At 67.8% G+C, this 20,806-nt stretch carries 20 protein-coding genes; 6 read left to right on the plus strand and 14 right to left on the minus strand.

The annotated features are described in order from the left end of the window. Positions 1–39 precede the first annotated feature (39 nt). The 14 genes from ACWF82_RS19600 to ACWF82_RS19665 all read right to left on the minus strand — a co-directional run bounded on the left by ACWF82_RS19600 (position 40) and on the right by ACWF82_RS19665 (position 14,174). Positions 40–996, minus strand: coding sequence for an MlaD family protein (locus ACWF82_RS19600; protein WP_452503011.1), 957 nt, complete (start codon positions 994–996; stop codon positions 40–42). Then, complete coding sequence (locus ACWF82_RS19605; protein WP_452503012.1) at positions 993–2,081, minus strand: MlaD family protein; 1,089 nt, start codon at positions 2,079–2,081, stop codon at positions 993–995. Before ACWF82_RS19605 ends, ACWF82_RS19600 begins: the two co-directional genes overlap by 4 nt. Beyond that, positions 2,078–3,181, minus strand: coding sequence for an MlaD family protein (locus ACWF82_RS19610; protein WP_452503014.1), 1,104 nt, complete (start codon positions 3,179–3,181; stop codon positions 2,078–2,080). The genes ACWF82_RS19605 and ACWF82_RS19610 overlap by 4 nt, the downstream gene beginning before the upstream one ends. Then, a complete protein-coding gene (locus tag ACWF82_RS19615) occupies positions 3,181–4,188 on the minus strand; it encodes an MlaD family protein (RefSeq protein ID WP_452503051.1) in 1,008 nt (335 codons plus the stop codon). Before ACWF82_RS19615 ends, ACWF82_RS19610 begins: the two co-directional genes overlap by 1 nt. Beyond that, positions 4,185–5,183: an MlaD family protein gene (locus ACWF82_RS19620; protein ID WP_452503016.1), complete on the minus strand. Its 999-nt coding sequence runs from the start codon at positions 5,181–5,183 to the stop codon at positions 4,185–4,187. Before ACWF82_RS19620 ends, ACWF82_RS19615 begins: the two co-directional genes overlap by 4 nt. Continuing rightward, positions 5,180–6,241: an MlaD family protein gene (locus tag ACWF82_RS19625; protein ID WP_452503017.1), complete on the minus strand. Its 1,062-nt coding sequence runs from the start codon at positions 6,239–6,241 to the stop codon at positions 5,180–5,182. The genes ACWF82_RS19620 and ACWF82_RS19625 overlap by 4 nt, the downstream gene beginning before the upstream one ends. A 4-nt stretch (positions 6,242–6,245) precedes the next feature. Then, positions 6,246–7,109 carry an ABC transporter permease gene (locus tag ACWF82_RS19630; protein ID WP_452503019.1) on the minus strand — a complete coding sequence of 288 codons (864 nt, stop codon included), beginning with the start codon at positions 7,107–7,109 and terminating at the stop codon, positions 6,246–6,248. Continuing rightward, positions 7,109–7,954, minus strand: coding sequence for an MlaE family ABC transporter permease (locus tag ACWF82_RS19635; RefSeq protein ID WP_452503053.1), 846 nt, complete (start codon positions 7,952–7,954; stop codon positions 7,109–7,111). The genes ACWF82_RS19630 and ACWF82_RS19635 overlap by 1 nt, the downstream gene beginning before the upstream one ends. Positions 7,955–8,302: 348 nt before the next feature. Beyond that, complete coding sequence (locus ACWF82_RS19640; protein ID WP_452503021.1) at positions 8,303–9,157, minus strand: LLM class F420-dependent oxidoreductase; 855 nt, start codon at positions 9,155–9,157, stop codon at positions 8,303–8,305. Beyond that, the gene (locus ACWF82_RS19645; RefSeq protein ID WP_452503023.1) at positions 9,142–10,641 is read right to left on the minus strand and encodes an FAD-dependent oxidoreductase; all 1,500 of its coding nucleotides are present in this window, start codon (positions 10,639–10,641) and stop codon (positions 9,142–9,144) included. Before ACWF82_RS19645 ends, ACWF82_RS19640 begins: the two co-directional genes overlap by 16 nt. Next, the gene (locus ACWF82_RS19650) at positions 10,638–11,024 is read right to left on the minus strand and encodes a carboxymuconolactone decarboxylase family protein (protein ID WP_452503025.1); all 387 of its coding nucleotides are present in this window, start codon (positions 11,022–11,024) and stop codon (positions 10,638–10,640) included. Before ACWF82_RS19650 ends, ACWF82_RS19645 begins: the two co-directional genes overlap by 4 nt. Next, positions 11,021–11,908, minus strand: coding sequence for an NAD(P)-dependent oxidoreductase (locus ACWF82_RS19655; RefSeq protein ID WP_452503027.1), 888 nt, complete (start codon positions 11,906–11,908; stop codon positions 11,021–11,023). The genes ACWF82_RS19650 and ACWF82_RS19655 overlap by 4 nt, the downstream gene beginning before the upstream one ends. After that, on the minus strand, positions 11,905–12,654 hold the full coding sequence (locus tag ACWF82_RS19660; protein ID WP_355280394.1) for an SDR family oxidoreductase: 750 nt from the start codon (positions 12,652–12,654) through the stop codon (positions 11,905–11,907). Before ACWF82_RS19660 ends, ACWF82_RS19655 begins: the two co-directional genes overlap by 4 nt. Before the next feature lie 50 nt (positions 12,655–12,704). After that, entirely contained in the window at positions 12,705–14,174 is a 1,470-nt protein-coding gene (locus ACWF82_RS19665; protein WP_452503029.1) for an aldehyde dehydrogenase, read from the minus strand. Positions 14,175–14,308: 134 nt separating this feature from the next. Here ACWF82_RS19665 and ACWF82_RS19670 point away from each other — a divergent pair, with 134 nt between their 5' ends. The 6 genes from ACWF82_RS19670 (at position 14,309) to ACWF82_RS19695 (ending at position 20,681) form a co-directional block, all read left to right on the plus strand. After that, a complete protein-coding gene (locus ACWF82_RS19670) occupies positions 14,309–14,938 on the plus strand; it encodes a TetR/AcrR family transcriptional regulator (protein ID WP_452503031.1) in 630 nt (209 codons plus the stop codon). 64 nt (positions 14,939–15,002) lie between these two features. After that, complete coding sequence (locus ACWF82_RS19675; RefSeq protein ID WP_452503033.1) at positions 15,003–16,355, plus strand: cytochrome P450; 1,353 nt, start codon at positions 15,003–15,005, stop codon at positions 16,353–16,355. Between the two features lie 47 nt (positions 16,356–16,402). Beyond that, positions 16,403–17,647 carry a cytochrome P450 gene (locus ACWF82_RS19680; protein WP_452503034.1) on the plus strand — a complete coding sequence of 415 codons (1,245 nt, stop codon included), beginning with the start codon at positions 16,403–16,405 and terminating at the stop codon, positions 17,645–17,647. Positions 17,648–17,669: 22 nt separating this feature from the next. Continuing rightward, positions 17,670–18,947 (plus strand): glycosyltransferase family 4 protein, encoded by a 1,278-nt coding sequence (locus ACWF82_RS19685; RefSeq protein ID WP_452503036.1) that lies wholly within the window; start codon positions 17,670–17,672, stop codon positions 18,945–18,947. After that, positions 18,941–19,672 carry a class I SAM-dependent methyltransferase gene (locus ACWF82_RS19690; protein ID WP_452503038.1) on the plus strand — a complete coding sequence of 244 codons (732 nt, stop codon included), beginning with the start codon at positions 18,941–18,943 and terminating at the stop codon, positions 19,670–19,672. The genes ACWF82_RS19685 and ACWF82_RS19690 overlap by 7 nt, the downstream gene beginning before the upstream one ends. Further along, positions 19,659–20,681, plus strand: coding sequence for a prenyltransferase (locus tag ACWF82_RS19695; protein WP_452503040.1), 1,023 nt, complete (start codon positions 19,659–19,661; stop codon positions 20,679–20,681). The genes ACWF82_RS19690 and ACWF82_RS19695 overlap by 14 nt, the downstream gene beginning before the upstream one ends. Positions 20,682–20,806: the final 125 nt, after the last annotated feature.

Here is a 20,806-nt window from a genome sequence, read left to right on the forward strand (position 1 = left end):
TGTCCTTCCGCCGAATCGGTGGGCTACGAGGTGGATCGGCTACTTGACACCCAGCCGAAAACGCAGGGTGCCGTCGGCATCGACGCCATGCAGCGCCTGATTGATCAATGCGCTGATGTCCAGTGCCGGAGTCCGGTTCATCGCGTCGGTGACGACCGGTTCCAGCACCGGGCCCAACTGGGCGGCGGTCGGCCCGACCTGCTCGATGAGGGTGGTCACGTTCCACAGGAACGGCACCAGCCCGTCGCCGGTGAAATAGTCGGTGACCGGGCGGCTTTCCGCGAGTGCCGCGCCCGACTCGACAATCCGGTTCAGCGTGGTACCGAAGGCCGCGAACTCGGGGCCTGCCGCGGCCAGCGACGGCCCCAGCCATTCGATGTCGCCCCCGAGCGCCTGAATGTCGTCGAACAATTGCCGGACGGTCTGGGTGCGGCTGAGCAGCGTCGCGGCCAACAGCGACGTCGATCGTTGCAGAGTGTGCACGGCCGAATCGGTTCCGCTCAGCGCGCGGTCGAAGGTGCCGACCAGATTCCCGATCACCGCGGGATCGATCTGTTCGAGCAGCCGCACCAGTTTCGCCGACAACGCGGTGATGGTCATCGGCATCCGGATCCGCTCGGTGGGCACCACCTGTCCGTCCTCGAGGTACGGCGCGGCATCGCGCACCGGCGAGAACTGCACATAGGGCTCACCCAGCGCCGAGAGCTGTTCGATCCGCACCTCGCTGGCCACCGGGATCCGGTACCGGTCCTCGATCCGCAGTCGCACGAGGACACCGCCGGTCTGCTTGGTCACCGTCTCGGTGCGGCCGACCTGCACCCCGGCCACCAGCACCGGGGCGTGGGCGCCCAAGCCGCCCGAGTCGTCCAGGTGCATCTCGACGGTGACGAAGCCGCGCCGGGGATCGACGTGCAGCACGCCGAACGCCATGTACCCGACGCCGAATATCAGGACCGCGACAATCGACGAGAGCGACACTGCCGCACGGATATTCATCGCAGCACCCCGATCATGCGCAGAGTGTCGACAATGCGCGCGGTCTGATCTTCCGACGACATCGCCGCGGGCTGCCGCGGGCCCACCGTCACACCGACAACGTTCACTTTCGGGCCCCGATCGGCAAAGGGAATGATCTTGTTCTGGATCAGGTCGACGACCTGTTTCATCGTCGATGGCGAGCCGGCGTCGAGCGGGCGGCTGCCGAAGATCATGGGCACGATCGCCCGGGTGGTGCCATCGAGGGATTGCACAACCGGCCCGAGCCAGCTCAGGCTGGGCGCGACCGGGCCGAGAGCGGTCAGGACGAAAATGACGCCGATCTGGGCGTTGATGGAATCGACGGTGTGCGCGACGCCGTACGGCGTCAGCAGGTCGTCGAACACCGGGACGTCGTCGCGCAGGCCATGGCCGGTCGCCGCGAGCCCGTCGAGCACGGCACCCACGGAGCTCAGATTGTCGCCGAGATCGACCAGGTCGGCGCCGAGTACCTCGGCGATGCGCGCGGTCTCGCGCGGATCATCGGGCATGATCGCGTTCATCTGGGTGACGATGGTCTGGATATCGGTCACCGCCCCGCTGCCGACGAAGGTGGCCAGCCCCGCGAAGATGTCCTCGATCGGCACCGAGGGGATGCTCTGTGCGAGGGGAATCGTGGCGCCCGGCGGCATCGGGGCCGCCGTCGCGTCCACCGGTACGCGCAACGCGATGTGCACGTCGCCCAGTGGTGTCTCCTGCCGCAGCGCGGCGGTCGTCGCCGCGGGCAGCTGTACCGACGAGCGGACCGCGACGTCGGCGACGACATACCCGCGCCTGCCCTGTTCGGTCGGCGCGGTCGCGACCGGGTCGACGAGCCGCAGGCCGGTCAGCTGACCCACCCGGACACCGTCGGCGAAGACCTTCGCTCCCGGCGGAAGATTGAGGACGTCGGCGAATTCTATGTGCAGGTCGTAGGTGGGGCCGTCGACGCCGGCACCCGGCACCGTGATCTCGGCCGGCTGAAATCCGCAGCCGGTCACCGCGAGTGCCACGGTGAGTGCCACTGTCGTGCCCATGCGGCGACATCGGGCGGTGAGCAGGGTCATCGCGCGCTCACCCCCGCCAGCAGGACCGGCAGCGGGGGCAGGGTGAGCGCGCCGTTGTCCGCGGTCAGGCAACCCTGCCCGGTGATCGCTTGGACCGCGGCACAGACCTGGCCCGAATCCGGTGACGCCAGGACGAGTTTCGGTGCGGCGTAGCCGAGAGTGGGCCGCCCGGTGGCCGGATCGAGGGCCGTGGCGAACCCGGTCGCGATCGCCGGGATCATTCCGATGAGCTCGGTCAGTGATCCGACGCCCGCCTTCAGCAGGTCGGTCAGGCTCGCGGCCGAATCCAGCGCGCGCAGCGCGGGCGAACCGAACATCATGATCACATCGTTGATCTGGGGTAGCACCTGGCTCAGCGCGGCAACAAGGTCGATGATCGGCGGGAACGCGATGACATTGATGTCGTTGAAAGTCCGCGGCAGTCCGCTGACGGTCTCGCGCACCTGCGGCCAGCCGCCGCGGGCCCGCTGGGTCAGTTCGGCCACCGCGTCCAGCAACGCCCCGAGGTGCCCGATGGCGGCGTCGGGGGCGGCCAGCGCCGCGCTCGCGCTCCTGATGAGCGCGTTGATCTGCTCGCCGGAGCCGTCGGTCGCGCGGTCCAGCGCCGCGATGCCGGACCCGAGCGCGTCGCGCTGCGCCGGGTCGTCGACGGCGTTGAGCTGGTCGGTGAGCTGGGCCAAGGCGTCGAAGGTTTCCGACATGCTCTTCGGGGTCAGCGTTCTGGTGATGCACCGGTCAGGCTTCCAGCCGCCGTGCGCCGGCTCGTCGCCGATCAGCGCCAGTTTCCGGTCCGCGATCAAGGTGTCGCTGACGGTGACGGCGCCGACGTCCTCCGGCAGTCTGCGATCGGCCCGCACCGTGAATCGCACGCGCGCGATGGTGCCGACGAGTTCGACATCGGTCACCTCGCCGACCGGTACGCCCAGCACCGTGACGGAGCTGCCCTGATACAGGCCGATGCCGTCGGGCATGTCGGCGCAGTAGTAGCGCGTCGCCGGGGCCGGTTTGCCGATCGCCAGCACCGCCGCACCGGCGACGACGAGAGCGACGATCATCGCCACCGACATCACCGCCCGGGAGCCCAGGAATCGTCGCAACATCAGCAGGTCCCTCCGGGTACGGGCACACAGATGGCCGCGGCGGACTGGTCGACGGTGATCCCACCGCCGGGGGGCATGAGCGGCAGCAATTGCCGGTGCATGGTGCGCAGTGCCTCGAGCAGTTCGCCCAGCCGGGCCTCGAGCTGCGTCAGCGGGGGGATCGCATCGGCGAGCGGTTGAGCCCGCTCCTTCACGCCGTTGTCCCAGGCCCGCCCCAGGGGCGCGACATCCGACAGCACCACCGCCAGGTCGTTGAGTGCCTGCGCGACCACGACCTTGTGGTTGGCGATGATGTTCACCATCGTGCCCAAGGTGGTCAGCAGCTTCGCCAGCACAGCGGAGTTCTCCCGCATCGCCGTGAGGTACTCATCGGCCAGCGACAACGTGCGCGAGACCTCGGAGTTCTGCTTTTCCATCAGCCCCACCAGGTCCGACGCGGCGCCCACCACGGCCCGGATGGATTCCGGGCTCTTGTTCAGCGATGTCGACAGCTGGGCGAGGTTCTGGCGCAGCATCGCACCGTCGATCGCGCGGACCGGCTCGACAGCGTCCTGGAATGCCTGAGTGAGGTTGTAGGGGACGATGACCCGTTCCGGCGGGATGACGCCTGCTCCGAGAGGCTTGGTCCCGGCGGGCTCGACGGCAAGGTAGTAGCCGCCGACTACGGTCAGCATGCGGATGTCGAGCACGGTCTGATCGCCGAGGAACGCGTCACGGTCGGCGGTGAACTCCATCCGCACCCGATCCGGCAGCAGCGTCAGCGATGTCACCTTCCCCACCGGGATGCCCGCGATCCGGACATCGTCGCCGGTCCGGATCGTCCCGGCCTGGGTCAGTTCCGCGCGGTAGGTCCTTTCCCGCGTGGTCCCGGTCAGATAAACGACACCGATGGCCGCGACCAGCACGATCACCGCGCACAGTCCCCCGAGGCCCCAGCGCAGATCGGTGTTCCTCGGTGCGGTGGCTACTCCGGTGCGCCGCACCGAGATCCGCGCGCGCGGGTTCATGAGTTGCACAGGACGATCCTTTGGCCGGCGAGCAGGATATGGAGTGGCTCGGGAGCCTGAGCGGCGCCACGAGCGCAGACCGCCTGCGGACCGGACGCCGGCACCGCCGCGGCGATCGACTCGATCAACCCGGGCATCCGCTCGAACACCGCGACCGCGTCGTACGGGTCCGGAAACGACTGCTTCAACAGTGCGTCGAGATCTCGATCCTGCTGCCCGGTGAGGCCGAGCACGGTCAGCATGCTGCGCAGCGGCTGGATCACCGGGGGGATCTGCTGGGAGAAATCGACAAGTCCGGGCAGCTTGGCGGCGATCACGGCGAACAGATCCGTCAGGCTGCCCAGCAGTTTCATCGCGTTTCCCGAATCGCCGCCGATGTGGTCGGAGACCTCGGCCAGGTTGTCCACCAGGACCGACAGCACCGCCTGCTGGTCGGACGCGTACCGGCTCAGGTTCTCGATCGCGCCGAGCGCGGGGCCGATACCCGTGCCGTTGCCCTCGACGACGGCGAGCAGGCTGGTCGTGAACTGGTTCAGATCCTCGGGTGAGAGTTCGCGAAGCACCGGCTGCAGACCTTTGAACAAGGTCGTGATGTCGAAGGCGGGCACCGTCTGATCGACACCGAAAGTCGATCCCGCGCCGCGTTGTTCGCCGGGCTGCGCGGGCTGCTCGACGTCCAGATAGCGGAACCCGGTGAGATTCTGATAGCGGACCGCGACCTTGGAATTGACGAACAGCGGGCGATCGGACCCGATGGTGAACCGCACCCGGGCCAGGCCACCGTCGAGATCGACAGCGACGACCTTGCCGACCTGGACGCCGTAGAGGCGCACGTCGTCACCCGGCCGCAGGCCGTTGGCGTCGGTGAACATCGCGGTGTGGGTGTCGGTGTCACCCTCGACCGGACGTGTGATCACCGTGAAAATTCCCGACAGGACTATCAGCATCGACACCGCCGTGACCACGACCCTGATCAGCAGCGCACGGGTTGTCATCGCGGGCCTCCCCCCGCGGGCAGTTGACCGACCAGCGCCGACAGCGGCCCCGCCAGCCCGGGCACGAGGTCGAGTTCGACGCGGGCGTCGAGCACCGGCCCGTCCGGACCGTCCCGGAACGCGCGGTCGAGCCGATCCATCAGTTCGCTCAGCTGCGTGGCCGAACCCGCCGGATCGCTGACCGATCCCGAGACACGGTCGAGCAGCATGGTCACGATAGGCAGCAATCCGCCGAAGTAGGGTCGCGCGGTGCCGAACAGGGCGGTGACGGCGGGCAGCAGTTCGTTCTGGATGCTCGGCCACATGTAGCCGAACTTGTCGAGATGCTCTTGCTCGGCCAGGTAGCCGTTCCGGTAGCTGGCGTGCAGCACGGTCAGGCCGCCGCTCAGCATCGGCGGCACGCCGGCCAGCGCCGCGCCGTAGCGGTCGAACAGCACCGACGGTGGTAGCTGCGCGGTCTCGGTGTAGGAACGCACCGTCGTGCCGATCGCCTGCATGAGCGGAGTGAACGCGCCCAGGTCACGAGCCACCGTGTGCAGTAGTTCGGTGAGCCGGGGCGTCAGCACGTCCTCGGTCAGCTCGCCGGTGTAGCTCAGCAGCGAGGCGAGCGTGGCGTCGCGGACTCGATCGGCCCGGCCCTCGGTGAGGTCGACCGTCGACCCGTCCGCCAGGATCACACCGCCGGCGTCCGGGTGCACCTCGAGTGCGCTGATGCCGAACAGATTGCCCGGGACGTAGTCGATCGACAGCGCGCTGGTCAGACCGAACAATTGGGATCGGACCAGGTTCAGCTCGATCTGCCGTCGACCCTGCCCGGCGAAATCGATCCCGCTGACCGACCCGACCCGGACTCCGTCGAGCCGGACATCGGTTCCCGGCCCGATTCCGTCACCGACATAACCGACGATCAGGACGACGTCGATGTCCTCGGCCGATTCCGCATCGGGCAACACCCGCCACACCCCGGCGGCTATCAGCGCGAGCGCGACCGCGCACACCCCCAACAACCGAGCTTTGAGCGGCCCGACTTCCGATCCAGGCAGTCCATAGACAGGCATGCCGTCACCCCGTAAACGTAATGGGAGATTGGAATCCCCACAGCAGAATTGTCGCGAGCATGTCCAGGGCGATGATCGACACCAGACTCGCCCGGATGGCCCGGCCCGATCCGATGCCGACACCTTCGGGACCACCCGTCGCGAAATACCCCTGGTAACAGTGGATCAAGACCACAGCGATCGCGAAGATCATCACTTTGATCGTCGCGGCGACGACATCCCAGGTGAGGATGAACTGATCGAAATAGTGGTCATATGTGCCCGAGGGTGTGCCATGCACAACCGTCACGATGAACGCGCAGGAAGAATAGCTCAGGATCAAGGCGACGACGAAAGCCGGCGCGACCGCGATAATGCCGGCGATCACCCGGGTCGTCACCACGAAAGGCACGGAACGAATTCCCAGTGATTCCAGGGCATCGATTTCCTCCGAGATTCGCATCGAACCGATTTCGGCGGTCATACGGCACCCGGCCTGCGCGGCGAACCCGACCCCCGCCGCGATCGGCGCCAATTCGCGGGTCACGCCGAACGCCGAGATGAGTCCGCTGAGTTGCCCGAGCGACAACAGGTTCAGCGCGCTGAACGCCTCGATGCCGATCGAGGCACCCATCGCCGCACCCATCAGCAACATCAACGGCACAACCCCACCGCCGACGATGATCGAGCCACGGCCCCAGGTCATATCGGTGATGACGGCGATGGTCTGGCGACGGTAGCGCACCAGCGTGTAGGGCACCGTCGAGATCACCTGCCAGCAGAACCCGAGAACGAATCCGAGCGAATCGACCGGCCGCAGCGGCGGGAACCGGCGCTGCAGCCATCCCGTCCACCGAAGCACCGGCGGGCGGTAGGGCGCTGCCGCCATCACGCCATCCTGACCGGCAGGAACATCGTAACCACCTGGGTGATCGCGGTATTGAGGACGACGACGGCCGCGATGGACATCACCACGGCGGCGTTGACCCCGTCCGCGACGCCACGCGGCCCTCCTGTGGCCTCCAGCCCCCGCTGACAGGCGATGACGACCACCAGGAAGCCGAACAGGGTCGCCTTGATCAGCGAGACCCAGACATCGACCGGGGTGGTGAAGGAGCCGAAGGACTGCCAGTAGCTACCCGGTGTCACATCCATGGCGGTCACCGCGGCCACGAAGCCCGAGGCGATGCCGACGAAAATGATCAGGATGTTGAGCAGCGGAGCGACGAGCATCATCGCGGCGATCCGCGGAACGACAAGGCGCTGCACCGGATCGACACCCATCACACGCAGCGCGTCGACCTCTTCGCGGACAGTGCGGGCACCCAGATCGGCCGCGATGGCAGCGGCGCCTGCACCGCCGAGCAGCATCGCCGTTGCCATCGGTGCCCCCTGCTTGATGACGCCGAGCCCACCGGCCGCGCCGATCATCGAATCGGCGCCGAGCTGGGACACGATATTGCCGACCTGCGCGGAGACGATGACACCGAACGGAATCGCCATCAGAATGCTTGGCACCGCGGTGACTTTGATGAGAAACCACGCTTGCCGCAGGGTTTCGTCGACCTGAACGCGCAATCGAAAGATATCGGAGACCCCGACAGCGACGGCCTGCGCGCCCATTCGCAGCGCCCGCCCCAGCGTCGCCACGCTCGATAAAACGGTGTCGGCGAAATTCTTGCGAACCACAGCCGCCGGCGTCGGTATCGATATCTCGTCGATTTCGGTGTTCATCGTCATGGCGCGACACGCATTCTGGAGTCGAATGATTCGGTGACCGCGCGAGCGCGAGAAAAGGCAGCATTGCGCTTTGTCATAAGGTTATGTCGTCGCTGTTCTACTTCGAGATTGCGGCTGCCGGCAGTGCCGCGCGCCACCCCATCCTGCCGCTCCTGTGTGCCATGTCGCGACACTATCATATGATGTGGACCACATTCCAGACATGAATCCAGATTGGTGAGCAGATTACTGTCGGTTCACCGGAACCCGCTGATCAATCGCGTCGGCCGGCCCGAATGCCGAGCAGCTCCCGACAACGACGAGAGGGCGCGAGACTCGTCTCGCGCCCTCTCGTCGTCGGGGCTAGGGAAGCTCGACCGCGTCCAATTTGGCGCTGAGCCGGTCCAGGTAGGCCAGTACCTCGTCGGCGGACCGGTCCGGCACGCCGTAGAGGACATCGGTGACGCCCTCGGCGGCCCACCGCGCGAGCTTGGCGGGATCCGGTTTGAAATCCAGCGCGACCACGCGGGGACGATCGGCCCGACCGGCTTCGGCCCAGATCTTGTGCAGCATCGCGAGCCTGGCCGAGATGTCGGTTTCGGTCGGCGTGGTGATCCAGCCGTCGCCGGTGCGCGCGATCCACCGGAAGGTCTTCTCGGTGCCCGCCGCGCCGATCAGCACCGGAATGTGGGGCTGCACCGGCTTGGGCCAGGCCCAGCTGGGACCGAAGCTCACATACTCACCCTGATAGCTCGCTTCCTCGTGAGTCCACAGTTCCCGCATGGCCTCGACGTACTCGCGCAGCACGGTGCGGCGCTTGTTCGGCGGCACCCCGTGATCGGTGAGTTCGTCGGTGTTCCAACCGAATCCGGCACCGAGGGTGACGCGCCCACCGGAGAGATGGTCGAGCGTGGCCAGCGTCTTGGCCAGGGTGATCGGGTCGTGCTCGACCGGAAGAGCGACGGCGGTGGACAGTTCGATGTGCTCGGTTACCGCCGCCGCCATGGACAGCGACACCCACGGGTCCAGGGTGCGGGTGTAGCGGTCGTCGGGCAGGGAGGCGTCGCCGGTCGAGGGGTGCGCGGCTTCGCGTTTGACCGGTATGTGGGTGTGTTCCGGCACGAAGAACGACCGGAAGCCGCGTTCCTCGGCGGCCTTGGCGGCGGCCGCCGGCGTGATGCCACGGTCGCTGGTGAACAGTACTAGTCCGAATCGCATTGATGCTCTGCCTCTTTCGTTGTCTGCTCGCGCGCGGCCGAGCGGCCGGCTCGACGCCCGTAGAAGCTGCCGTCACCCAGCGACGCGCCACTGGCATAGCCACCGGTGCAGATGCCCGCGGTGCACCGGCCCGCGGCGTAGAGGCCGGGGATCGGGGCGCCCGCGATGTCGAGCACGCGTGCGTCGAGGTCGGTCCGCAGTCCGCCGAGCGGGAAACCGGCGGTGAACCCGCGCATGTCGAAGGCGGCCACCGGGGAACCGATCGGCTTCAGCCATTCGGGCTTCTTGCCCAGCAACGGGTCCGCCCCCTGCGCGGCGTGCTCGTTGTAGTAGGACACCGACTCCTGCAGCGAGCCGACGGGCAATCCGATCTCGCTTTCGAGTTCGGCGATCGACTCCGCGACCCAGGTGGGTTGCTGACGGAAGAACGGCGTGGCCGTCACGGTGGCGAGGGCCGCTTCATGGGCTTGTTCGTCGATGATCAGGAAGGCCTGGTTGTCCTGCTCGATCAAGGTGGCCTGGCCGATGCGACCTGGGTAGGTGTCCTCGGCGATGTATCGCTGTCCCCGGCCGTTGACGACCACACCGCGGGCCAGCATCTGCGGATCACCGAAGAAGGCGACCTCGGTGGCGTCCATGGCCTCCACCTGCGCGCCGAGCTCCTGCGCGAGCTGGATGCCGATGCCGTCGTGCTCCTCGATCGCGGCGGCCGGGCGGCCGAGCAAGCGCGGGGCGTATTCGGCCACCATCTCCTGGTTGTAGGCGAAACTGCCGGTGGCGAGGACGGCCCCGGTGCGCGCGGCGACGGCGAGGTCCTTGCCGTACCGGCGGGCGAGCACGCCGACCACCCGGCCGCCCTCATCGACGATGAGCCGCTGGATCCTGGTGTCGAATTCCACTCGAACGCCGAGCTTTTCGGCGGTCTCGACCAGCGGCTTCATCAGCATGTAGCCGCCGCCCTTCTCCCCCGTTCGCTTGTTCTGCATCTGCGGAACATGACCACGCGGCGCGGGCGTGGCGATCGTATTGAACGGTGCGGCGTTCTCGCCGCCTGAGTACATCAGGCCCTCGTCGTGCGGCGGTTCCCAGCCCGGCTCGCCCCAGAACTCCTCCTTGAACCGGACTCCGCAGTCGACGAGCCAGTGATAGTGGTCGACGCTGCCCGCGCAGTAGTCGGCGATCTTGACCGGATCGGCACTCGGCCCGACGGCGGCCAGCAGGAATTTCTCCATGTTCGCCGCGTCGTCGTCGAAGCCGAGCGCCTGCTGCAACGGGGTGCCGCCGCCGAGGTAGACGAAGCCGCCTGCCAAGGCCGCGGCCCCACCCCAGCCGCCGGTGCGTTCCAGGATCAGGACATCGGCACCGGCGCGCGCCGCTTCGATCGCCGCGCAGACACCGGCGATCCCGTAGCCGGCGATGACGACGTCGGCCTGGACGTCCCACTCGGAGATCTCGGCTGCCCGATGGGGCTGTGCGCCGCTCATGACTGCTTGCGGCGGTGCTGGGACACCACGGTGCCGACGGCGTTGTCGAGCTTCATGCCCGGCGCCCAGCCGATGTAATGGCTCAGGAACACCGCGATCTCGCGCAACTGCGCTTCGTCGAGTTCGTCGTTGCGCAGTGCCGCGCCCAGCTGGATCTCGGCGACATCGAAAAGCCCTTGGGCACTGAGCGCCCCGAGCAGCAGCAGCCGCCGGTCACGGATCGTCAGTCCCGGCCGCGACCAGATCTCGGCGAACAGGTGGTCGGCGGTGATGGCGAAGAGGTCACCGGGGCCGTCGGCGAAATCCCAGCCGTACACCTCGCTCATCTTCGCCAGCCCCCGTTGCCTGCGGCTGTCGCTGTCCGGCTGTCCATCGGTGGTCATGCGGTCTCCTTGCCTAGCAGCTGTTTTCCGACGCCGAGCCCGTCGGCCAACCGCGTGGCGGCCAGCTGGGCCAGCGGTAGTGGCACGTCGAGTCGCTCGCCCAGTTCCACCGCCAGCGCGAGATCCTTCTCGCCGAGGTCGCGGACGTGGCCGAGGATGGGGAACCAGAAGTCGTCGGGGTCGACCGCGCGGGTGGTCTCGCGCAGCATGATCGAGCCGGGCCCGCCGGTGATCGCGTCCGAATGGCGCACCACCTTGCCCAGGTCGGCGATGTTCAATCCGGCACCCTCGGCCAGCCGCTGGGCCTCGGTGGCGGCGGTGAACGCGACGAAGTGCAGCAGGTTGCGGGCCAGTTTCATACGCGTGCCCGAGCCGACCGGTCCGGCATGCACGATCAGGTCCGAGAAGCAGCCGAACGGTGCCCGGATGCTGTCCACCGCGGCAGTGCTGCCCCCGACCATGACGGCCAGGCTGCCGCGCTTGGCCGCACCCGCACCGCCGCTGACCGGCGCGTCGACGAATTCCACCCCGCGCTCGGCGCAGACCGCGGCGAGCCGCTCCGCGGTCTGGTCGCTGATCGTCGAATGCACGGCGATGACGGTGCCCGCCACGGCGGTGCTCAGCAGGCCGGCCGGACCCGTGACGACATCGATGACCTGCGCGTCGTCGAGGACGGTCACACAGATCACCCGCGCCACCGCCGCCAGCGCGGCGGGGTCGGCGGCCGAGCCCGCGCCCTGCTCGGTGAACGGCAGCGTCGCCTCGGGACGCACATCGCAGGCCGTGAGCCCGCCCGGCCAGTCCAGCAGCCGCTTCGCCATCGGGGCGCCCATATTGCCCAGCCCGATGAATCCCACCGGGAGATGGCCGGATTCGGTCGTCATCGGATGATCTGCCCGCCGTCGACATTGAGGATCTGGCCGGTGACCCAGCTCGCGTCGTCGGACAGCAGATACAGGCACGCGCCGACGAGATCCTGCGGGGTGCCCATCCGCTTGATCGGGATGCGCGAGACCATGTCCTTGACCATGTTTCCTGGTGTGACGGTCTGGGTGGCCTCGGTGTCGATCGGGCCGGGCGCGATGGCGTTGACCCGGATCTTGGAACCGCCGAGTTCGGTCGCCAACTGCTGGGTGAGACCGTTGATCCCGACCTTGGCCAGGCCGTAGAACCCCGAGTACAGCCAGGCGGCCGTCGAGGACTGGTTGACGATGGACCCGCCACCGGCCGCGGTCATCGGCTGCCAGACCGCGCGGGTCACATTGAGCGCGCCGTCGAGGTTCACGCCCATGAACTTCTTGTAGTAGTCCCACGGGACGGTGAGCAGCAGGTCCAGCTTCATCTCGCCGTAGATGGCGGCGTTGTTGACCAGGTGGTTGATGGCCCCGAACTCACCGACGGTGAATTCCGCGAGCGCGGTGGCGGATTCGGGGTCGGACACATCGACCCGGTGGAAGACCGCGGTGCCGCCGTCGGCGCTGATCTGCTTGGCGACCTCCTCGCCGCGCTCGACATTGAGATCGGCGACGACAACGTTGGCGCCCTCCGCGCCGAGCGCTGCGGCGTATTCCGCGCCGATGCCCTGGGCCGCGCCGGTGACGATCGCGGTCCGGCCAGTGAAACGTGCCATGGTGTGTTCAGCTCCTCATGCTGGGGTGACAGTGAATTCGGGGGTGGAAGTCAGGCGGGGGTGGCGACCACTTTGGTTTCGAGGTATTCCTCGAAACCCGCGACGCCCATCTCCCGTCCGATGCCGGATTGCTTGTAGCCACCGAAGGGCGCGTCGGGGTGGTACCAGAGCCCGCCGTTCACGCTCAGCGTCCCGGTGCGCACACCCGCGACCACCCGCTCGATGCGCTCGGGATCGGTACCCCACACCGCACCGGACAGGCCATAGGGTGAATCGTTGGCCAGCCGGATCGCGTCGGCGTCACCGTCGTGCGCGATGACGACGAGCACCGGGCCGAAGATTTCCTCCCTGGCGACGGTGGCGGTGTTGTCGAGACCGGCGACGAGCGTCGGCTCGATGAAGAAGCCGTGGTCTTTGTCCGCAGGCCTGCCGCCGCCCACCACGACGCGCCCCCCTTCGGCGCGCGCGATGTCGAGATAGTGCTCCACCCGGTCGCGCTGCCGCGCCGAGATCACCGGCCCGCACACGGTTCCCTGACTCGTCGGATCACCGGCCCGCAGGCCCGACAGCGCCTTGGCCGCGGCGTCCACGGCCGCGTCGTAGGCGGCGCGGGGCACCAGCAAACGGGTGGTCAGCGCGCAGCCCTGGCCTGCGTGCACGGCGACCGAGAACGCGGTGTAGCTCGCCGCCGTGGCGATATCGGCGTCGTCGAGCACGATGGCGGCCGATTTTCCACCCAGTTCGAGGAAGGTCCGTTTGAGGGTGGCCGATGCGCCAGCCATCACCGATCGGCCGGTCTGGGTCGATCCGGTGAAGGTGATCATGTCCACCCGCGGATCCTCGACCAGCCGGGCACCCAGGGTGTGATCGTCGGAGGTGACGATGTTGAGCACGCCGGCGGGGAAGTCGGTGTGCTCGGCGATGAGCGGACCAAGGACCGCCGCGCACCACGGAGTGTCGGGAGCCGGCTTGAGCACCACCGTGTTTCCGGCGGCCAGCGCCGGCCCGATCTTCGCCAGGTTGATCTGATGCGGGAAGTTCCACGGCGTGATGGCCCCGACCACGCCGACCGCTTCCCGCCGGATCACCCGCCTGCTCGAAATCCCCATCTGCTCGGCGACTCCGAGATCGGTCTGCCACTCGTAGTTCTCGGCGAGGTCGGCGGCGAACGACAGGTCCGCGATGGGACCTTCCAGCTGCGGGCCGCTGGTGAGCATGACCGGCGCGCCCACCTCGGCGACGGTGATCGCGCGCAGTTCCTCGATGTTGTCGCGCAGGACATCGCGCAGCTGACGCAGGCAGTGCGCGCGCAGCGCGGGATCGCGGGACCACTCGGTCTCGTCGAAGGCGGTCCGCGCGGCACCGATGGCGGCGTCCATGTCCTCGGCGGAGGCATTGGCGGCGTGCCCGAGGACTTCTTCGGTCGCGGGATTGATCGTCGCGAACACCCCAGCCCCGCCGGGGACGAGCTTTCCGCCGATCAGCAGCGGCGTGCCGTCGGGAGGAACGAGGCCGTTCATAAAATCTCCGATACATGTCTGGACAGGTGTTCGGACCATAGTTCACATCGACTGCCGGGCGCAAGGCCGCGATGAGATGGCGACACCCGGCCGGTAATTGCACTGAACTATCATTGATGATACCGTCCAGACACATGTCCGAACTCGTATCTACCGGTATTGAAGCAACTCGGCGGCGGCTCACCGAAAAGCAGGCCGACACCGTCGACCGCCTGACCACCGCGACGGTCGAGGTCCTGGCCCGCGAGGGCTATTCCGGGACGACGGTCCGGCTGATCGCCGCCGCCGCCGGCGTCGGCACCGCCACCGCCTACACCTATTTCTCCTCCAAGGAGCACCTCATCTCGGAGGTATTCTGGCGGCGCCTGATCGCCAGCCCCGCCGTGGAGTCCAGCGATCCGGATCCGACCGCCCGTGTCGTCACCGTCCTTCGCCAGGTGTCGATGCTGGTGGCCGACGAACCATCCCTGGCCAGCGCCGTCGGGAACGCCCTGCTCGGCGACGACCCCGACGTGGGACACCTGCGGGTTCGCATCGGCTGGGAGATCCGCGGCAGGCTCGCCGCCGCGCTCGGCGTCGACGCCAAGGACACCGAGCGCGTCTCGATGCTCGAACTGCTCTACTCGGGCGCCCTGCTGCAAGCAGGCATGGGACTGCTGTCCTACCTCGAGGTCGCCGAACTGCTGGAGGCCTCCGCGCGGCGCCTGCTCGCCGAGCCGGGCACGCACCGAACGTCACCGGCGGGCCTTGTCGAACCAGCGTAATCATAGTACCGTCCAGACACATGTCCATCACCTGTATGGACACGTCTCTCGGGAAGGATTGTCAATGACGCTGATCAAGCCGCAGCGAGTGTCCGGAGGCGAGGACGAGCACGGGCACCTCGAGGAGTTCCGCACCGATCCCATCGCACTGATGCAGCGGGTGCGCGCCGAATGCGGCGATGTCGGAACATTCGAGCTCGCCGGGCGAGACGTCATCCTGCTCTCCGGCGCCGAGGCCAACGAGTTCTTCTTCCGCGCCAGCGACGAGGACCTCGATCAGGGTGCGGCCTACCCCTTCATGAAGCCGATCTTCGGCGAAGGCGTCGTCTTCGACGCGCCGCCCGAGCGCCGCAAGGAGATGCTGCACAATCAGGCGCTGCGCGCGGATCACATGCGCGGGCACGCCGTCACCATCGCCCGCGAAGTGGACGCCATGCTCGCCCAGTGGGACGACGAGGGCGAGATCGACCTGCTCGAGTTCTTCGCCGAGCTGACCATCTACACCTCCTCGTCCTGCCTGATCGGGGTGAAGTTCCGCAACCAGCTCGACGGCCGCTTCGCGCACCTGTACCACGAACTGGAACAGGGCACCGACGCCCTGGCCTACGTCGATCCCTACGCGCCGATCGACAGCTTCCGCCGCCGCGACGAGGCCAGGGTCAAGCTCGTCGAGCTCGTGCAGGCGATCATGGACCAGCGCGAGGCGAACCCGCCCACCGGCAAGGACGACCGGGACATGCTCGACGTCCTCATCTCGGTGAAGGACGAGAACGGCATCGCGAGGTTCTCCGCCAGCGAGATCACCGGCATCTTCATCTCCATGATGTTCGCCGGCCATCACACCACCTCGGGCACCGCGGCCTGGACGATCATCGAACTGCTGCGCAACCCGCAGACACTGACGACCGTCGTCACCGAGCTCGACGAGCTGTACGCCGACGGCTCGGAGGTCAGCCATCATGCGCTGCGCCAGATCCCGAATCTGGAATCGGCCCTCAAAGAGGCACTACGCCTGCATCCCCCACTGATCGTGCTGATGCGCATCGCCCGCGACGAGTTCGAGGTGTGTGGTCAGCGGATCGCGCCGGGCGACATGGTGGCCGCCACGCCGGCGATCTCCAACCGGATCCCCGAGGACTTCCCGAACCCCGACACCTTCGATCCGGGCCGCTACCTCGATCCGCGGCAGGAGGACATCGTCAATCGCTGGACGTGGATCCCCTTCGGCGCCGGACGTCATCGCTGTGTCGGCGCACCGTTCGCGCTCATGCAGCTCAAGGCGATCTTCTCGATCCTGCTGCGGGACTGGGAGTTCGAGCTGGCCCAGCCGTCGGACACCTACCGCAACGACCATTCCAAGATGGTGGTCCAGCTGCAACAGCCCTGCCGCGTCCGCTACCGCCGCAGGCAGCGGTGACCCGCGCACCCCGGTCCACCACGCCGTCGGCCTTTCAGGAGGAAGCTGTGCCAGCGCCGTCCATCCCCACCGGATTCGACTTCACCGATCCGGCACTGTGGGAAACCCGAAACCCTGTCCGGGAATTCGCCGAGCTGCGCCGCAACGCTCCGGTGTGGTGGAACCACCAGCCCGACGACAAGTCCGGCGGCTTCAAAGACGGCGGCTACTGGGTGGTCTCCAAACACGAACACATCAAAGAGATCTCCCGGAAACCGGAGCTGTTCTCCTCCCAGGCCAAGGGCTCGGTCATCCGCCTGCCCGGCCAGATCACGGTCGACCAGATCGAACTCACCAGCGCGCTGCTGCTCAACATGGATCCGCCGAAGCACACGAAGATCCGCCGCATCATTTCCAAGGGCTTCAGTCCGCGCGCGGTGGAAGGGTTGCGCGCCGCCCTTGCCGCGCGAGCGCAGGCCATCGTGGCCTCGGCCAAGGTGGCGGGCACCGGCGACTTCGTCGAACAAGTCGCGTGCGAGCTACCACTGCAGGCCATCGCCGAATTGATCGGCGTCCCCCAGGAAGACCGCCGCAAGCTGTTCGACTGGTCCAACCAGATGCTCAACTACGACGATCCGGAATACGGCGACACCGCCACGACCACCGTCAGTGACAACGCCTCGGTCGAGCTGCTCGGCTACGCCTGGAACATGGCCGAGCAGCGTCGCGCCGATCCGCTCGACGATATCGTCAGCCGGCTCGTGCACGCCGATCTCGACGGTGAAGCCCTCGGCTCCGACGAGTTCGGCTTCTTCGTGATCCTGCTCGCCGTGGCAGGCAACGAAACCACCCGCAACGCCATCACGCACGGCATGAAGGCCTTCGTCGACAACCCCGACCAGTGGGAGCTTTTCAAGCAACAGCGCCCGCGCACAGCGGCCGACGAGATCATCCGGTGGGCGACCCCGGTGACCGTCTTCCAGCGCACCGCCACCGCCGACACCGAACTCGGCGGGCAGCTCATCCGCGGGGGCCAGCGCGTCGGCTTGTTCTACAGCTCGGCCAATTTCGACGAGGAGGCCTTCGATGATCCGTTCCGATTCGACATCCTGCGCGATCCCAACCCCCATCTGGCCTTCGGCGGCACGGGCGCGCACTACTGTGTCGGTGCGAATCTGGCCCGGCTCGAGATCGATCTGATGTTCAATGCCATCGCCGACGCGATGCCGAACCTGGCACAGGTATCGGCACCGGAGCGGCTGCGCAACGGCTGGATCAACGGCATCAAGCATTGGCACGTGCGCTACGAGTAGCACCCGAACGACAGGCGAGAACATGCGCATAGCCCTGCTGTCCTACCGCAGCAAAACCCACTGCGGCGGCCAAGGGGTCTACGTCCGGTACCTGAGCCAGGGCCTGGCCGAGCTCGGCCATCAGGTCGAAGTCTTCTCCGGCCAGCCCTATCCGGAACACCTCGATCCGCGCGTGCGGCTCACCGAGGTGCCCAGCCTGGATCTGTACCGTGACGACGATCCGTTCCGCACTCCGCACCCGCGCGAGATCCGCGACCGGATCGACCTGCTCGAACTCGCCACCATGTGGACGGCCGGGTTCCCCGAGCCGCGCACGTTCAGCAGGCGCGCCGCGCGGCTGCTGCGCTCGCGCGCCCACGAGTTCGACATCGTGCACGACAACCAGTGCCTCGGTGACGGCCTGCTCGACATCGCCGAACTGGTGCCGCTGGTGGCGACGATCCACCATCCCATCACCAGGGACCGGGCGGTGGACCTGGCCGCGGCACCGTGGCGACGCAAGCCGCTGGTGCGGCGCTGGTACGGATTCCTCGGGATGCAGCAACGCGTCGCCCGTGCGATTCCCGATCTGATCACGGTCTCCAGGTCCTCGGCGGACGACATCGCCGCGGACTTCGGCGTGTCGCCGCGGCAGCTGCACACGGTTCCCCTCGGGGTGGACACCGAGCTGTTCCGGCCTCGCGCCACCGGCCGGATACCCGGGCGGATCGTCGCGGTGGCCAGCGCCGACAAGCCGCTCAAAGGTATCGCCCATCTGCTGAAAGCGCTGGCGCGACTGCGCCATACACGGGACGTGGAACTGCGCCTCGTGGCGAAACTGGAGCCGAACGGACCGACCGAGAAGCTCATCGCCGAGCTCGGCCTGGCCGACGTGGTCACCACGGTGAGCGGCCTGAGCGACGAGCAGCTGGCCGAACTGCTCGCCTCGGCGCAGATCGCCTGTATCCCTTCCCTCTACGAAGGGTTCTCGCTGCCGGCCGTCGAGGCCATGGCCAGCGGAACCCCGCTCGTCGCCAGCCGGGCCGGGGCACTACCCGAAGTGGTCGGCGACTGCGCCGAACTCGTCGATCCCGGCGATGTCGACGCGCTGACCAGCCGGCTCGGGGCGCTGCTCGGCGATCCGGGTCGGCTACAGCATCTGGAACGCGCGGGCCGCCGCCGCGCCCTCGACGTCTACAGCTGGGCCGCGGTCGGCGCACAGACCGTCGCGGTCTACGAACAGGCGATCGAACGACGTCACCGGGCCCGGGCCCGATCGATTCATCCCTCCCCTTCGAACAGCCAGGAGCGCACATGCTGACCGTCGACTTCGATCGGCTGGGCGTCGGCCCGGGAAAACGCGTCATCGACGTCGGCTGCGGGGCAGGCAGGCATTCCTTCGAGGCCTACCGCCGCGGCGCGGATGTGGTGGCCTTCGACCAGAATTCCGAGGATCTGGCCGGCGTGCAGCTCATGTTCGAGGCGATGGCCGATGCCTGCGAGGCGCCGGAATACGCGAAGGCCGAGACGGTGCGCGGCGACGCCCTCGATCTGCCCTACGGCGACGGGGAATTCGACGTCGTCATCGCCTCGGAGATCCTCGAACACATCCCGCACGACAGCCAGGCCATCGCCGAGCTGGTCCGGGTGGTCAAACCCGGTGGCACCCTGGCGGTGACCGTGCCACGCTGGTTGCCCGAACGGATCTGCTGGGCACTGTCGGATGAGTACCACGCCAACGAGGGCGGCCACGTGCGCATCTACCAAGCCGACGAGTTGCGCGACAAGATCACCGCACGCGGCGTGCGGTTCGTGCGCCAGGACTTCGCCCACGCCCTGCACTCCCCTTTCTGGTGGCTCAAGTGCACGTTCGGGGTCGCCAACGACAAGCACCCGGTGGTGGCCGCCTATCACCGGCTCCTGGTGTGGGACATGATGTCCGCGCCCACACTGACCCGGACCGCCGAGAGTCTGCTCAATCCACTGATCGGCAAGAGCGTGGCCCTGTACTTCACGAAACCGGCTGTGGCCCATGGCCTTTCCTGAGCTTCCCGCGGTCCCCGGAGTCCTGACCACCCGGGACATCCGCCGGACCGGCGAATCCATCGCCGCCACACAGGAACCCGACGGTGCGCTGCCGTGGTTCACCGGCGGCCACACCGATCCATGGGACCACATCGAATCCGCCATGGGCCTCACGGTCGCCGGCCTGTGGGACCGAGCGCGCGATGCCTACATCTGGTCGGCCAAGACCCAGCGCGACGACGGCTCCTGGCCCATGCAGATCCGCCAGGGCGTGATCGAGAACGCCGATGCCGATACGAACTTCTGCGCCTACCTGGCCACCGGGATGCTGCATTTCCTCACCGTCACCGGTGATCGCGGCTTCGTCGCCGACCTGTGGCCGACCGTGCGCGCGGGCATCGATTTCATCCTCGACCTGCCACGGGGTGCGCACGGCGAAATCCACTGGTCGGCCGGTGAATCCGGCAGCTCGGGCGAAGCCCTGCTCACCGGCTGCTCCAGCATCTACCACAGCCTCGGCTGCGCGCTCGAGCTCGCCGACCGCATCGGCGATCCCCGCCCCGACTGGGCGAGCGCGCGCCGCGGGCTCGGCGGCGCGCTGCGCGATCACCCGGAAGCCTTCCTGGACAAGAGCCGCTACTCCATGGACTGGTACTACCCGATCCTGGCTGGGGCGCTGCGCGGCCGGGCGGCACACGCGCGCATCGAGCGGCACTGGGGCGAATTCGTCGTGCCCGATCTCGGCATCCGCTGCGTCTCCGATGCCCCGTGGGTCACCGGCGCCGAGACCTGTGAGCTGGTCCTGGCACTGGACGCCAACGGCAACGACGCCGCCGCCGCGCTGTTCACCGCTGTCCAGCACCTGCGGGAATCGGACGGATCCTATTGGACCGGCCTGGTCTTCACCGACGGGAAGCGCTGGCCCGAAGAACGCACGACCTGGACCGCGGCGGCCGTCATCCTGGCCGCGGACGCCCTGTCGCGTACCACTCCGGGCAACGGCATCTTCCGCGACGCGCACCCCTGCTGAACCCGGGTCGGCACACCACCGCCGGGCGGCGAGCGCGGCCCCCCCGGCGCGCGCCGCCCCGCGGGGGCGGCCGACCCCGCCCCCCGCCCCCCCCAACCCGCCGGGGCCCGTGTCCACCCGAACAA

It is taken from the genome of Nocardia sp. NPDC055053 (genome assembly GCF_053608285.1).

What these genes read in the sequence shown, in the direction of transcription:
- ACWF82_RS19600 (WP_452503011.1), bottom strand. Translation starts at nt 996, where the DNA reads ATGAATATCCGTGCGGCAGTGTCGCTCTCGTCGATTGTCGCGGTCCTG.
- ACWF82_RS19605 (WP_452503012.1), bottom strand. Translation starts at nt 2,081, where the DNA reads ATGACCCTGCTCACCGCCCGATGTCGCCGCATGGGCACGACAGTGGCA.
- ACWF82_RS19610 (WP_452503014.1), bottom strand. Translation starts at nt 3,181, where the DNA reads ATGTTGCGACGATTCCTGGGCTCCCGGGCGGTGATGTCGGTGGCGATG.
- ACWF82_RS19615 (WP_452503051.1), bottom strand. Translation starts at nt 4,188, where the DNA reads ATGAACCCGCGCGCGCGGATCTCGGTGCGGCGCACCGGAGTAGCCACC.
- ACWF82_RS19620 (WP_452503016.1), bottom strand. Translation starts at nt 5,183, where the DNA reads ATGACAACCCGTGCGCTGCTGATCAGGGTCGTGGTCACGGCGGTGTCG.
- ACWF82_RS19625 (WP_452503017.1), bottom strand. Translation starts at nt 6,241, where the DNA reads ATGCCTGTCTATGGACTGCCTGGATCGGAAGTCGGGCCGCTCAAAGCT.
- ACWF82_RS19630 (WP_452503019.1), bottom strand. Translation starts at nt 7,109, where the DNA reads ATGGCGGCAGCGCCCTACCGCCCGCCGGTGCTTCGGTGGACGGGATGG.
- ACWF82_RS19635 (WP_452503053.1), bottom strand. Translation starts at nt 7,954, where the DNA reads ATGAACACCGAAATCGACGAGATATCGATACCGACGCCGGCGGCTGTG.
- ACWF82_RS19640 (WP_452503021.1), bottom strand. Translation starts at nt 9,157, where the DNA reads ATGCGATTCGGACTAGTACTGTTCACCAGCGACCGTGGCATCACGCCG.
- ACWF82_RS19645 (WP_452503023.1), bottom strand. Translation starts at nt 10,641, where the DNA reads ATGAGCGGCGCACAGCCCCATCGGGCAGCCGAGATCTCCGAGTGGGAC.
- ACWF82_RS19650 (WP_452503025.1), bottom strand. Translation starts at nt 11,024, where the DNA reads ATGACCACCGATGGACAGCCGGACAGCGACAGCCGCAGGCAACGGGGG.
- ACWF82_RS19655 (WP_452503027.1), bottom strand. Translation starts at nt 11,908, where the DNA reads ATGACGACCGAATCCGGCCATCTCCCGGTGGGATTCATCGGGCTGGGC.
- ACWF82_RS19660 (WP_355280394.1), bottom strand. Translation starts at nt 12,654, where the DNA reads ATGGCACGTTTCACTGGCCGGACCGCGATCGTCACCGGCGCGGCCCAG.
- ACWF82_RS19665 (WP_452503029.1), bottom strand. Translation starts at nt 14,174, where the DNA reads ATGAACGGCCTCGTTCCTCCCGACGGCACGCCGCTGCTGATCGGCGGA.
- ACWF82_RS19670 (WP_452503031.1), top strand. Translation starts at nt 14,309, where the DNA reads ATGTCCGAACTCGTATCTACCGGTATTGAAGCAACTCGGCGGCGGCTC.
- ACWF82_RS19675 (WP_452503033.1), top strand. Translation starts at nt 15,003, where the DNA reads ATGACGCTGATCAAGCCGCAGCGAGTGTCCGGAGGCGAGGACGAGCAC.
- ACWF82_RS19685 (WP_452503036.1), top strand. Translation starts at nt 17,670, where the DNA reads ATGCGCATAGCCCTGCTGTCCTACCGCAGCAAAACCCACTGCGGCGGC.
- ACWF82_RS19690 (WP_452503038.1), top strand. Translation starts at nt 18,941, where the DNA reads ATGCTGACCGTCGACTTCGATCGGCTGGGCGTCGGCCCGGGAAAACGC.
- ACWF82_RS19695 (WP_452503040.1), top strand. Translation starts at nt 19,659, where the DNA reads ATGGCCTTTCCTGAGCTTCCCGCGGTCCCCGGAGTCCTGACCACCCGG.